The 12,638-nt window shown below is 37.1% G+C and carries 16 protein-coding genes; all 16 read left to right on the top strand.

Features of this window, described 5'->3' with window-relative positions; all coding sequences use genetic code 11:
* The first annotated feature begins 108 nt into the window (after window positions 1–108).
* Complete coding sequence (eno, locus tag B1A77_RS08610; protein ID WP_008601191.1) at window positions 109–1,392, top strand: phosphopyruvate hydratase; 1,284 nt, start codon at window positions 109–111, stop codon at window positions 1,390–1,392.
* A gap of 188 nt (window positions 1,393–1,580) precedes the next feature.
* Window positions 1,581–2,591 (top strand): GspE/PulE family protein, encoded by a 1,011-nt coding sequence (locus B1A77_RS08605; RefSeq protein ID WP_039964992.1) that lies wholly within the window; start codon window positions 1,581–1,583, stop codon window positions 2,589–2,591.
* Window positions 2,575–3,594: a type IV pilus twitching motility protein PilT gene (locus B1A77_RS08600; protein WP_008601186.1), complete on the top strand. Its 1,020-nt coding sequence runs from the start codon at window positions 2,575–2,577 to the stop codon at window positions 3,592–3,594. The genes B1A77_RS08605 and B1A77_RS08600 overlap by 17 nt, the downstream gene beginning before the upstream one ends.
* 8 nt (window positions 3,595–3,602) lie before the next feature.
* Complete coding sequence (locus B1A77_RS08595; RefSeq protein ID WP_077708503.1) at window positions 3,603–4,778, top strand: type II secretion system F family protein; 1,176 nt, start codon at window positions 3,603–3,605, stop codon at window positions 4,776–4,778.
* A gap of 36 nt (window positions 4,779–4,814) precedes the next feature.
* A complete protein-coding gene (locus B1A77_RS08590; RefSeq protein ID WP_024061886.1) occupies window positions 4,815–5,261 on the top strand; it encodes a competence type IV pilus major pilin ComGC in 447 nt (148 codons plus the stop codon).
* A gap of 53 nt (window positions 5,262–5,314) precedes the next feature.
* A complete protein-coding gene (locus tag B1A77_RS08585) occupies window positions 5,315–5,857 on the top strand; it encodes a prepilin peptidase (protein WP_008601179.1) in 543 nt (180 codons plus the stop codon).
* Window positions 5,836–6,297, top strand: a complete 462-nt coding sequence (locus B1A77_RS08580; protein ID WP_024061885.1) for a hypothetical protein — start codon at window positions 5,836–5,838, stop codon at window positions 6,295–6,297. Before B1A77_RS08585 ends, B1A77_RS08580 begins: the two co-directional genes overlap by 22 nt.
* Window positions 6,298–6,304: 7 nt before the next feature.
* A complete protein-coding gene (locus B1A77_RS08575) occupies window positions 6,305–6,661 on the top strand; it encodes a hypothetical protein (protein ID WP_024061884.1) in 357 nt (118 codons plus the stop codon).
* Window positions 6,658–7,314, top strand: coding sequence for a hypothetical protein (locus B1A77_RS08570; RefSeq protein ID WP_077708502.1), 657 nt, complete (start codon window positions 6,658–6,660; stop codon window positions 7,312–7,314). Before B1A77_RS08575 ends, B1A77_RS08570 begins: the two co-directional genes overlap by 4 nt.
* Window positions 7,295–7,702, top strand: a complete 408-nt coding sequence (locus B1A77_RS08565; protein WP_024061882.1) for a hypothetical protein — start codon at window positions 7,295–7,297, stop codon at window positions 7,700–7,702. Before B1A77_RS08570 ends, B1A77_RS08565 begins: the two co-directional genes overlap by 20 nt.
* Window positions 7,703–7,711: 9 nt before the next feature.
* The gene (locus tag B1A77_RS08560; RefSeq protein WP_077708501.1) at window positions 7,712–8,566 is read left to right on the top strand and encodes a hypothetical protein; all 855 of its coding nucleotides are present in this window, start codon (window positions 7,712–7,714) and stop codon (window positions 8,564–8,566) included.
* 169 nt (window positions 8,567–8,735) lie between these two features.
* Window positions 8,736–9,146 carry a fimbrial assembly protein gene (locus B1A77_RS08555; RefSeq protein WP_232197500.1) on the top strand — a complete coding sequence of 137 codons (411 nt, stop codon included), beginning with the start codon at window positions 8,736–8,738 and terminating at the stop codon, window positions 9,144–9,146.
* Window positions 9,115–9,543 (top strand): hypothetical protein, encoded by a 429-nt coding sequence (locus B1A77_RS08550; protein ID WP_237301763.1) that lies wholly within the window; start codon window positions 9,115–9,117, stop codon window positions 9,541–9,543. The genes B1A77_RS08555 and B1A77_RS08550 overlap by 32 nt, the downstream gene beginning before the upstream one ends.
* A gap of 119 nt (window positions 9,544–9,662) precedes the next feature.
* On the top strand, window positions 9,663–10,505 hold the full coding sequence (locus B1A77_RS08545) for a shikimate kinase (RefSeq protein ID WP_077708500.1): 843 nt from the start codon (window positions 9,663–9,665) through the stop codon (window positions 10,503–10,505).
* Window positions 10,477–11,391, top strand: a complete 915-nt coding sequence (locus tag B1A77_RS08540) for an ATP-dependent 6-phosphofructokinase (protein ID WP_237301837.1) — start codon at window positions 10,477–10,479, stop codon at window positions 11,389–11,391. Before B1A77_RS08545 ends, B1A77_RS08540 begins: the two co-directional genes overlap by 29 nt.
* Window positions 11,392–11,550: 159 nt before the next feature.
* Complete coding sequence (locus B1A77_RS08535) at window positions 11,551–12,633, top strand: efflux RND transporter periplasmic adaptor subunit (RefSeq protein ID WP_021148251.1); 1,083 nt, start codon at window positions 11,551–11,553, stop codon at window positions 12,631–12,633.
* Window positions 12,634–12,638 lie beyond the last annotated feature (5 nt).

Genomic DNA, 12,638 nt, shown 5'->3' with positions numbered 1-12,638 from the left:
CACTATATTAGTAGTTAATTAGAGTTATAAGCCTATAAGGTTTAGCTCAATATATATATAATGGCTGTCAGATGGCAGTTATTCCATTAGATTATATGAGGTGAAGAAATGGCAGTAATTGAACAAGTCATTGCAAGAGAGATTTTAGATTCCCGCGGTAATCCAACAGTTGAAGTTGAAGTATGTTTAGAAGATGGCACTATTGCTACAGCAGCTGTTCCATCTGGTGCATCCACAGGTATGTTTGAAGCCGTAGAATTACGGGATGGAGATAAATCCCGTTATTCCGGTAAAGGTGTTTTAAAAGCTATCGATAATGTAAATGCTAAAATCGGTCCTGCACTTATCGGTTATGATGCGACAGAACAAGTGGCAATCGATAACTTAATGTTGCAATTGGATGGTACCGATAATAAATCTAACCTTGGTGCAAATGCAATCCTTGGTGTATCCATGGCAGTAGCTCGTGCGGCGGCTGAATCTTTGGACTTGCCATTATTTGTATACCTTGGTGGCTTTAATGCAAAAGAGTTGCCAGTTCCTATGATGAACATCTTGAACGGTGGCGCACATGCTGATAATAACGTAGACATTCAAGAATTTATGATCATGCCTGTAGGCGCTAAATCTTTTGCAGAAGCTCTTCGTAGCTGTGCAGAAGTATACCATACTTTGAAATCCGTACTTCACAATAAAGGCCTTAGTACTGCAGTAGGTGATGAAGGTGGTTTCGCACCTAACTTATCATCTAATGAAGAAGCATTAGAAGTAATCTGTGAAGCTATTAAAGCTGCTGGTTATGAACCAGGAAAAGATTTCAAATTGGCACTTGATTCTGCATCTTCTGAATTCTACGAAGGTGGTAAATATAACCTTGCTGGGGAAGGTAAAGTTAAAACAGCAGCTGAAATGGTAGATTTTTACGAATACCTAGTAGGCAAATATCCAATCATATCCATCGAAGATGGCCTTGCAGAAGAAGATTGGGAAGGCTGGAAATTGTTGACAGACCGCCTTGGTGACCGCGTACAACTTGTTGGTGATGATTTATTTGTAACTAACACAAAACGTTTGGCTCGTGGTATTGAGCTTGGTGTAGGTAATTCCATTCTTGTAAAAGTTAACCAAATCGGTACTCTCACTGAAGCTTTCGATGCTATGGAACTTGCTAAACGTGCTGGTTACACTTGCGTAGTATCTCACCGCTCTGGTGAAACTGAAGATACATTCATTGCTGATATTGCTGTAGCTGTAAATGCTGGTCAAATTAAGACTGGTGCACCGGCTCGTTCTGAACGTGTAGCAAAATATAATCAATTACTTCGCATTGAAGAAATGTTATACGAAACAGCTCAATATAAAGGTAATGACGTTTTTTATAACTTAAAATAAGATACGTTATATCTAATAGTCCAATAAGGGCGCCCTTTGGGGCGCCTTTTTTGTATGTCTAAAAAAAGAAAAGTTTTCGCTTCGTGGATTTTTAAAAATAAAAGAGGGATTTAGAGGCTGATGTCGAAACCTATAACGCCATACGCTAGTGTGAGGTAAAAACATACCGCAAGGTATTGGAGGTGACCATGTATGTAGACGTAACATTAGACGATATTATCTTGTATGCTTTAGAACACCATGTAAGTGATATCCACTTTGATCCCGTTGAAAGTGGTGCTCATGTTCGGTTGCGACAAGATGGACTGCTGCAACATTACATGACTGTATCATTTGAAGAAGCTGAACTCATTATCAACCGTATTAAGGTTTGTAGCTCTCTAGATATTAGCGAGAAGCGTTTACCACAAGATGGGCGTTGGTCTTGGAGTCATAAAAATAAGTCTGTAACGATGCGTGTATCTACATTGCCTAGCCTATACGGAGAAACCTTAGTATGTCGCCTTATGGGAAATGAAGGGAGTCATAAAGACTTAAAAGAATTAGGCATGCAGCTGGATATCTTTGAGCACATTGAACAATTATTAAAACGTCCTTATGGATTATTACTTATCTGTGGACCTACAGGCAGTGGTAAGACAGCTACTTTATATGCCATGCTTCGCATGTTAAATTTAGACGAAACTAAGCTTATCTGTCTTGAAGATCCTGTAGAAGCTGAAATCAAAGGGGCTATACAAATTGGTATTAATGAAAAGATTGGATTTACCTTTGCCAAAGGTCTTCGCTCTGTATTACGGCAAGATCCAGATACGATTATGATTGGTGAAATTAGGGATAAGGAGACCGCAGAGTTAGCCGTTAAGTCTGCTTTAACGGGGCATCGCGTATTATCTACTATACATACCAATACAGCTATAGGCGTTGTAACGCGACTCATGGATATGGGCGTAGAGCCGTACTTAATACGGGCTACTTTAATGGGGGCTATTGCACAACGGCTAGTACGAAAATTTGATGGTACATCATATCAGGGACGGACTGCTCTATTTGAATACTTAGAAATACCAGCTAATTCGGTTCATTGGGACGAATTGGAAACACATTTATTATTGTCATTAGAAGAGTCTGCTCGTAAGGCCGTATCTCAGCATGTTACATCTATAGAGGAGGTGCATCGTTGTGGACTCATGCTGTAAACGTGAAAGTTTAGAAACTATTGTAGAAAATGCAATACAACTATCATCAACAGATATTCATCTACAATGTGGTCAGCCTATCTATTTGCGACATGGTGATGGATTAAAGGCTACTTCATTTATGTGTACTACAGAATTAATCGAGGATATATTGCGCCGTTGCGGTATAGCATCCTATGAATGGCAGTCTCTTGATGAGGCTTGTTCCTGTTGTGGTGTGCGTATTCGTGTTCATCTATATCGAGCTAATCAGACCATATGTGGTACATTGCGATTGCTCTGTCATCAACAACTCAAATTAGATGATAACAGTGAAGGTCAGTTATTACAAAAGCTATGCGAAGCACATGATGGTCTATTGCTTGTTTGTGGTCCTACTGGCAGTGGTAAAAGTTTTACCTTAGCTTGTTGTATTGATTATATTAATCAGACTATGGAGCGCCACATTATTACCTTAGAGGACCCCATTGAATTTGAGTTTGCACCTAAGAAGTCTTTGATCCATCAACGACAATTAGGTGCTGATATTAATACTATGTCAGATGGTATTCGAGATGCTTTACGAGAGGATCCGGATGTCATTATGGTAGGCGAACTTCGAGATCGAGAAACCCTTGAAGCGGCACTTCATGCGGCAGAGACTGGTCACCTTGTAATGGCAACTATGCATACACAGCGTGCAGTGATGGCGGTTCACCGCATGATTTCTCTATTTCCTGGGGAGCAACAAGAAGAGATACGCAATCAAATATCTCAAGTGTTACGGGCCGTTATATGTCAGCGTTTACTTCGATGGAATAAAAAGTTCATTACTATTCGTGATATTTTGCTAAATACCCATGCAGTAGCAAATTTGATACGGACCCGTAAGGAACCACAAATCATATCTATTCAAGAAACGCAACTACCGATGAAAACATTAGAAATGGCTGTGCGAGATGTAAAGGCACAATATGGAGCCCAACAACAATTGCATACCTTGCTTGATCAACAATTATCGTAGGTGAATATATGGAGGCTTATGAATATGTCGTAAAAAATAATCAAAATGAAACAGAAAAAGGTTTGATGTGGGGGGATTCAGAACAAGAAATTGCAATACGGTTAAAACGAGATGGTTATAGAATTTATAGAATATCGTTGCAGGATGAAAGAAAGAAACATAAATGGAATCATACTATGGTGGTAGATGTGACTTATCAATTAGGTCTACTCATTGAATCTGGTGTTCCATTACGGCGAGCCTTACAGTTGCTCTGCCAGGGGAAACGAGTACTACTCTATACAGCTTTATATGAATCTATAGAGCGTGGTCAGACTTTATCACAGGCTTTACGAAGTGAAGGATGTCCTCCTATTGCTTTGGCTTTACTAGAAAGTGGTGAAGCAGCGGGCACTTTGGGTGAGAGTTTACAATATATATCCCGCCACTATGATTGGGAGAGGCAGCTGAAACAAAAGGTTATGAGTGCTATTTCTTACCCTTTATTTCTTCTTTTAATGATGAATATATTTTTTCTAGTTACCATTTTGTTTATTATTCCTTCGTTTGAAAAGGTATTTACCACTATGCATATTACATTACCTTTGATGACGCGAGCTCTTTTTGCATTAGGACAAGGGTTAAAATCGCATCCTCTAATGGTAATAGCTATTCATTGTGTTGTAATAGGTTCCTTAGCATTTGCTTATAAACAGCATAGTATAAAGTGTAAAGTACATCGTTGGCTTTGGCTGTTGGCTCACCGATACCAATGGAGTACTTGTGTGTATTATACAAGTATGTTAAAAGTTTGGGCTCTCTTACTAGATTCTGGTATTTCTATCATTCAAACCATGAATATCACTCGCCCTTTGTGGGGGAATATATATGGTGTTGAATGTAGTAAACAAGTGGAAGCAAGATTATTATCAGGACATTCACTGGAAGAAAGTTTACGTAGTGGTCAGATAGGAAACGCTTTTATATGGCAAATGGTGTCCATTGGAGAAGAGAGTGGTGAATTAGTAAAAATGTTAAACCACTGTAGCTACTACTATGAATCTATACTTTCAAAATATATTGCTCGTTTAGAACGATTATTGGAACCGATTTTACTAACCATAATGGGAATCGGTGTAGCCGTATTAGTTGTATCTGTTATGTATCCCTTATTTACGTCTATTGCCAACTTAGGAGGGCAATAGACAATGTTATTACTTAACTATTAAAAGGAGAATATTATGAAGTCTGTTATGCATATGATTCATGGAGTGAATCATCGATTAGAAATGTGCGGTCAATGGGTCGTAGATCGATTACATATTTCTCGTGTTCGAGAAGGATTTAAAAAATCGAGAAAAGGCGGATTTACTCTCGTTGAATTAATGGTTGTAGTAGCGGTTATCGCTATATTAGCGGCTATTGCGATGCCACAATTCTTATCTGCAGCGGATAAAGCTAGAAATGCTAAAGAAACAGCAGATATTCAAATTATAAAAAATGCTACTCAATTGTATATGATTGATAAGAATGTCGATACACCTCCAACAGTAGAAAATCTATATAAGGAAGGATATCTTACTGAACATGTTAAGACTGCAAAAGGAAAAGAATACACTATTACTTATGAAGCTGTCAGTGGTGGGACTTCAAAATCTGTTGTTGTTAAAGCACCTAATGAGCCTTAATTAACTTGTATAGATTATGAATTATATACATTAGTTATATGAAAGGATAAGGTATGAAAGGGACTAATTATGTAATAGGACTTTTTGTATATATAGCATCTATATTGTTACCTATTATAGTTTCATCAAAAGCAATATCTTATACTCACATTGCTTTGTATGCTGTGTTTTCACTCATCATCATAGCAGGTGCTACCATCGATATGCATTACTATATATTGCCTGATGAAGGGGCATTGGCTCTTGTAATAGGTGGCATTATATATAGCTATATAAATGATCAATCTATGTTAGTAACCTTATTAAGTGTTATCAGCGTAGGTACTATTACATATGGACTTCGTTTGATTAGCCATAAAGGCTTTGGCATAGGCGATATTAAATGGTTTTCTGCTATTGCAATATGGCTTACTCCATGGGAAATTATATGTTTCTTTTACGTAACTTTTTGTGTTGGTTCTCTCTATCTCTTACTCACCGGTTATCGTAATCGATATATCCCATTTGGTCCCTTTCTATGCTTTGGCGGATGGTGTGCCTTACATGGTGGTTCCTATATGGAGGTGCTTTATCAATGGTTAAGGTGCAACTTATAAATCGTCAAAGTGGATCTTTATTGGCGGAATGGATTATTACTATTGGTTTAATCTTATTGCTCATTTCTATTGCCTTACCTATTGTGACAACACCTAGTCGTTATACTTTAAATGGTGCTACGCAAGAGGTGGCGTATATGCTCAAGAAAGTTCAACTGTGGTCTATGTTAGGGCATAAATCTAATGGTAAAGGGAGAATGCTTTTTATTTTAAATAAGGACAGTTATACCTTAGAGGAAGATGTTAATCATCATACGGTAAACATATCATTACCGCAAAATATTGAGAATGAACGGTCTATGACAATTATTTCTTTTTCGGCCTTAGGCTTACCCTATGATGGGACAGAAATTATTTTGAAAGATCGTGAAAGTGGTGAGAAAAATCGTATATGGATATCTGTACAAACAGGGCGAATTAGGTGGGAAGAAGTGCACTGAAGGATTTATGTATGGTGACGCTTTAATATCAGCCGCTATAATCATGTTCATTTTACCGATTGTATTATCTATATTTTGGATGGCTACTCTTACGGTATATAAGGCGTATTATTGGGATCATATATTGCAAGATACCATAACGTATTTAGAAGTGGCTAAAGCTTCTTATTATAAGAATGGAACAATAGAAGCCGGTGTATATAATTCTCAATTTACAATGAGTCCTAGTGAAAAAATTATCTATAAAACACATATAAAGCCTGTAGTGATAGAAGGTGTATCTTTACAACGATTAACAGTAGATGCCATCGACAATCAATCTGTTGTCTATTCTCTATCAGTTGATTTGGAGGGGATACATTGAAGGGCGAGGATATAGAAACGGTAATTGGGAAGAATAAAGAATACAAGCAGAATCCCATAACAGATAGAAATAAAAATAAGAATAAAAATAGAAATGATCTGGGTTTTATTTTGTATTCTACGCTTATTAGTATGATGATTTCTATTATAGTTCTTACCTTATTGTTAGGCATCGTATTCTATGCAGTTATGTGGGATGCTAAATTACTTGATAGTGTAGCTATGATGGAGGATGGTCGATATACACGGCGTATGGTTGTGGCTCAAATGATATGGAATCCTGTGAAGGCTACTGTAGAAGATCATAATACAAGTTTATATATTCACGATACAAAGCGCATAACCTTAACTGTACAACGTCATGCACTCTATAGAAAATTAACAGATGGTAGCTTGCAACCTGTCAGTGGTAGTCGCATCGTGGGGATGACCGATAAACGAAATGTGGGCTATACCCAGGAATATCCTTTTAGTGTTGATACTAATGGGACCGTGTATTTACGTTGGTATATTAATAATCGTTTTGTTAATGATAGAAAATATACAAGTGGTTATGGAGGATTATCCATATATGAGGTCTCTATTGGACAGAGTGCTATTTATGATTGGTATACAAGTAAAGAGGAGACAGATTATGAACGTAGGAGCCCATAACGCGGGCTTTATTACATATATAGCGATACTTACGATGTCCTTTTTATTACTATTAGCTTTTATGGGGCTGCGTATAGGACAAATATGTGAAAGTAATGTGGTAGATGAATTGCATTTGGAAGAAGCTCATTACGCGGCACAAAGAGGTGCTCATTGGTTTGTGGGCTATTGTAAATTAGGAAATGTATGGGACTTTCAAAATAAACTTGTTGTGATAGATGATGAAAATGTAGAGATTACTATTGAAGCGGATAGCTCAACAGAAAATCCGCGTCATATTATGAGTTATGGAAAACTAAAGAATAGTGAAATCGTGAGTCGTGTACATATGTATGTGACTGTAGATAAAGAAAAACATATGCATGTTATAAAGGTAAAACCTTATTGAGGTGATTCTATGAAACGAAAAAAGAAAATACATTCTGGAGTATGTATAACTGATGAACATATTGTATGTGTTACAGCCCATATAGAAAATAAAACAATGGTCATTACTGATGCGTTAGAAATGAAGCGTACAGGACCTATTGATGAAGATGTTACAAAATTTATAGAAACTTATGATTTAGATGAAGGGGCCTATAGTATTGTTGCTAATATTGATACACAAATGCATGTGGCACCCTATGACCCTCACGATTTTGATATGAAGGAGTTTATAAAGTGGAATATAGAGGACTACTTTAGTTTTGAGGGTGATAGTTTCCAAATGGATGCTTGTCGCCGGGAATATCCACGACACAATTATCATATGTTTATGGTGGCTGTAGATCGACATTCTCTAGAACTTTTGAAGCAAGGTATACGAGATACGTATGCACCTGTTGATGTTATTGATTTTTGGCCTATTCCTATTTGTTATTGCTTGATGCGGCGCAGCGGTACTGTAACAGGTGTTGTAGAAGAAGGCGCCATGCATTTATGGCTTTGGTGGAATGATATATGCCTTCAAGAGTGTATTGTACCTATTACTGGTAGCGATGTAGCTGAAGCCATGGATAAGTTAGAAGTGAGATTACAAGACTTTGGTATAGATGAGATACAGGGGATTCGGATGTATGGGTTAGAATCTATAACAAATGAAGAACGGACAGATATGGAAGGTATAATTTCCATATATGGAGAAACTGAATATATTCCATTATTATTCTTAGGTCGTGGTCGTAATCGTTGCAAGCAAGGACAATTAGATTGGGACATGGCTATTGGCATGGCAGCAAGGGGGCTGAAATGGATTGGATTGGGCTGGTAAGAATAGATGTATTAATTTAATGACACGATCCTTACGATGGCATAGTTTATGGCATACCTATCGATACTTTCTTTACGGGATAAGTTTTATATACGTTATAGTAGGGTTTGTTACCCTATATAGTTGTTGGTCAAGTTATCGTAGCTATGAAAATCGAAAGATAGACTTTGTGCGATTGCAAGCAAATGCTCAGTATCAAGAAATACATCAACAATATGGTGAATTAATGGAAATAAGAAATAAAATAATAAAGAATAAAATCCTTAAGAATCAAACAGATATATTACCCAATACAATGGTCGTATATATTCTTGATGCCGCTATGGCAGAACATATTAGTTTACAGCATCTTAGCGTTAAGGAAGGCCGTATCAGTATGGATGGTATAGGCATGAGTGACGAAGTATGTCGTAAATTTATTGCTATTCTCCAACAAAAATTACTAGGGATTGAGTGTCATGGAACAGTTAAAGCAGATAAAGGTGTTTATACATTCCATATGGACGGATCTAAAAGAGAGCACAACGTATCAGGTCAAGAGAATATTAGTGAGCCTAGTGTTGTGGGCGATGCTCATTAGCCTTTCTATGTATGGGCATATCTATTTTGAAGAAAAAAATAATAGCTTAAAAAATCAACAAGAAAATTATATTATACAAATGAATGCTGAGTCAGATTATATAGAGTCTAATGAAGCAAAACTATTAGAATCTTTTACACGGAACAAGACATCTAATACGAGTTCTAATACAAATATTTTTGATTCCTTGCAAGGAGAACCATTAATGATTGTCAGTACTGATGAGCATGAAGGTATACTAGAATTAACAGTATTAGGTAGTACAGAGCGTATGATTAACTGGATAAATACTGTTGAAGAAAAGGATCCTTCACGCCGTATAGAAATAGAAGATATAGAACGTAAAGGTAATGTAGTTTATGTGCATTGTGCAATTAAATCGATTATAAAACCTTAATGAAAATCGGATGTACTGTATAGAGACAGATTATAGATTTTATGTCTATAGTCTGTCTTTGTTTTTGGACCATTTTATAGTACAATGAAGGATATGTAATGATAAGGGGCACATAATAGATGATAATAAAACGGAATATTATGCTCATCGGTTCTATGGGAAGTGGCAAAAGTCACTTTGGACGGAACCTTGCAGAACGCAAGGGTTGGCAATTTGTAGATACCGATCGTGTATTAGAAAGTCGTTTTGGGTTGCCCATTGCTGAGATTTTTAAAAAGATAGGAGAAAAAGCATTCCGCCGCGCCGAAATGGATGTACTAAAAAAGGTTTGCTTATACCATGAAGCAGTGATTTCTGTGGGTGGGAATTTTCCTATTGAACATCGCACCTTAAAGGTATTAAAAAAATATTCCTATATTATTGGTATCCGAGCTGCACAATTCCGTATTGTCAGTCGCGTGAATCGCCGTGTTGGGAAACGGCCTACCATGGACTATAGTAATGTGAATGCCTTTGTACATGCTATGATACAATCGTGGAAGCCCGTGTATAAGCAGTGCGATTTTGTACTAGATACAACAAATGGCCGGACCTATGATTTTATACAGCGTATTGAGGATGAATTAGATGCCTCAGATGTGCAATTTAAAGCAAGACGTCAACCCAATGATACAAACGATGTAGATGATAAAGAAGCATCTGAAGATATACAATTGAATAATCACCAAAGTAGGAAAAAAGAGATTTTTGAAACAGTATCAAAAAGAGCAATGTCTAATAAAATTCGTTATGATAAAAGGTATAAACAAAAGACTTCTAATCAAACGAATAAAGAACGTAAGGCACATAGTATATCCAAACAACGTACACCACAAGGGGGTAATGGATATGAGAAGAATCGCAATACTAACAAGCGGCGGAGACGCACCTGGAATGAACGCCGCCATAAGAGCGCTAACTAGAAAAGCTATACATGAAGGTTTTGAAGTATTTGGTATTGAACGTGGCTATTTAGGTATCATTGAGGAAAAGATATTTCCATTATCGAATCGAGACGTTGGTGGCATCATAACACAAGGTGGTACGATGCTGAAAACAGCACGTTTTCCAGAATTTCAAAATGAAGAGATTCAACGCAAAGCTTATAATATTTTGAAAGCTTATGACATTGACCATCTGGTTGTTATCGGTGGTGATGGCTCCATGCGTGGTGCTACAAGTTTATCTAAACTTGGTATGTCTACTATGACCATTCCATGTACGATAGATAATGACATGGGTGGTACACAATATACGATAGGCTATGATACGGCTCTTAATACGGTAGTTGATGCGGTTGGACGTATTCGTGATACATCAAATTCCCATGAACGTGTAGCTATTGTGGAGGTCATGGGGCGCAAAGCTGGACATATTGCATTAAAGGCAGGACTAGCTTGTGGGGCAGAAATAGTTTTGGTTCCGGAAAATCCAATGTCATTACATGCGGTTTGTCGTCATTTAAAGGAAACACAAATTCGTGGCAAAGAATATAGTGTCATCCTCGTTGCAGAAGGTGCCTATAACAGCGGTGAGGTGAAAGCTTTCATCAAGGAGCATACGGAATTTGATCCTAGCTTAACCGTGTTAGGATACTTACAACGTGGTGGTGGTCCATCGGCATTTGATGCTATTTTAGCGGCTCGTATGAGCGAAGCCTGCCTTAATCTATTAATGAGTGGTGTCGATAACCGATTAGTAGGTTATATAGATGGTCATATCCGCGCCCTATCTTATGAAGAGGCAGAACGTCTTGAATTTCCAATTGATGAAAAGGATTATAGACTATTATCAATATTGAGTAGTTAATGGCCCGTAAGGGCCATTTTTTATATATCATAATTTATTCATTAATGAAATTATATTGCGTAAAAGCAATTGGTGCTGTATAATTTAAAAATACTATATGTGTTGATATAGAATAAATGTCTTTTTAATATATCTTCATCTTAAAAAAAGGAGATCATAATGAAAGAGTTCTTACAAAAGCATCGTAAACGTATAGTAACAGGTGCTGTTGTTCTTTGTGTTCTTGGTGGCGGCACATATTACTACATGGATAGTCTAAATGCAAATCAAGCACAAACGTTATACACTACTGGCAAGGTTGAAAAGGGTGATGTAAAAACTAGTATCAGTGCCACAGGTACTATTAACCCTGTAAATTATGTAGATGTTTCTACAAATGTTGCTGGTAAACTTGAAAAAGTTTTAGTTAAAGAGAATGATCAAGTTACGGCCGGTCAAGTTATTGCTTATATTGATACACGTCAATTACAAGCATCTGTTGATGATGCTCGTGCAGCGTTAGCCAAAGCAGAACTTGATATGAATCGTTATAAATCCTTGGCGGCTCAAGATGCTATTGCACAACAAACATATGATGATTCTGTAACAACTTATGAACGTGCTAAATCTACTTATGAACGTGCGGCCGCAGATTTAAGTGATGCTACTATTACAGCTCCAATGTCTGGTACTGTTGTTGGTACACCGCTAAAAGCCGGTCAAACTATTAGTACTGGAATTTCCACACAAATGATCATTGCTACCATTGCAGATTTAAAAAATTTAGAGATTTATCTTACTGTAGACGAAACCGATATTGGCAATATTAAACAAGGTGCTAAGGTAGAGTTTACTGTAGATTCTAAGCCAGGTGAAACTTTCACAGGTTACGTTTCTGAAATTGCAAAAGGTACAAAGGGTAATATGGGCACTACAAGTACAAGTGTAGTGTACTATACGGTTAAAGTTCAAATTCCTGAAAATATTTCAGGTAATTTCTTACCATCTATGACAGCTCGTGCCACAATCTTTGGTGAAGATATTAAAAATACATTGGTAGTTCCTCTTACTGCTGTACGTACGGATAAACAAGGTGAGTATGTATATGTAATAAAAGATGGTCAACCAGTACGTACCGCTGTTTCTACGGGTGTAACTGGGGATACTAATGTTCAAATCTTAAAAGGTTTATCTGAAGGTGATGAAATTATCGTAAGCGGTGATGTGAATGCACCAAAGAATAATGTAGCTGGACCATTCTAAGGGTA

Origin of the sequence: Veillonella parvula, from assembly GCF_002005185.1 — a bacterium.
Taxonomy (GTDB): domain Bacteria; phylum Bacillota; class Negativicutes; order Veillonellales; family Veillonellaceae; genus Veillonella; species Veillonella parvula_M.
This window is presented reverse-complemented; position numbering and strand designations above follow the sequence as displayed.

Coding starts and splice junctions, on each gene's coding strand:
- eno (WP_008601191.1), top strand. CDS start 109: ATGGCAGTAATTGAACAAGTCATTGCAAGAGAGATTTTAGATTCCCGC.
- B1A77_RS08605 (WP_039964992.1), top strand. CDS start 1,581: ATGTATGTAGACGTAACATTAGACGATATTATCTTGTATGCTTTAGAA.
- B1A77_RS08595 (WP_077708503.1), top strand. CDS start 3,603: ATGGAGGCTTATGAATATGTCGTAAAAAATAATCAAAATGAAACAGAA.
- B1A77_RS08590 (WP_024061886.1), top strand. CDS start 4,815: ATGAAGTCTGTTATGCATATGATTCATGGAGTGAATCATCGATTAGAA.
- B1A77_RS08585 (WP_008601179.1), top strand. CDS start 5,315: ATGAAAGGGACTAATTATGTAATAGGACTTTTTGTATATATAGCATCT.
- B1A77_RS08580 (WP_024061885.1), top strand. CDS start 5,836: ATGGTTAAGGTGCAACTTATAAATCGTCAAAGTGGATCTTTATTGGCG.
- B1A77_RS08575 (WP_024061884.1), top strand. CDS start 6,305: ATGTATGGTGACGCTTTAATATCAGCCGCTATAATCATGTTCATTTTA.
- B1A77_RS08565 (WP_024061882.1), top strand. CDS start 7,295: ATGAACGTAGGAGCCCATAACGCGGGCTTTATTACATATATAGCGATA.
- B1A77_RS08560 (WP_077708501.1), top strand. CDS start 7,712: ATGAAACGAAAAAAGAAAATACATTCTGGAGTATGTATAACTGATGAA.
- B1A77_RS08545 (WP_077708500.1), top strand. CDS start 9,663: ATGATAATAAAACGGAATATTATGCTCATCGGTTCTATGGGAAGTGGC.
- B1A77_RS08540 (WP_237301837.1), top strand. CDS start 10,477: ATGAACGCCGCCATAAGAGCGCTAACTAGAAAAGCTATACATGAAGGT.
- B1A77_RS08535 (WP_021148251.1), top strand. CDS start 11,551: ATGAAAGAGTTCTTACAAAAGCATCGTAAACGTATAGTAACAGGTGCT.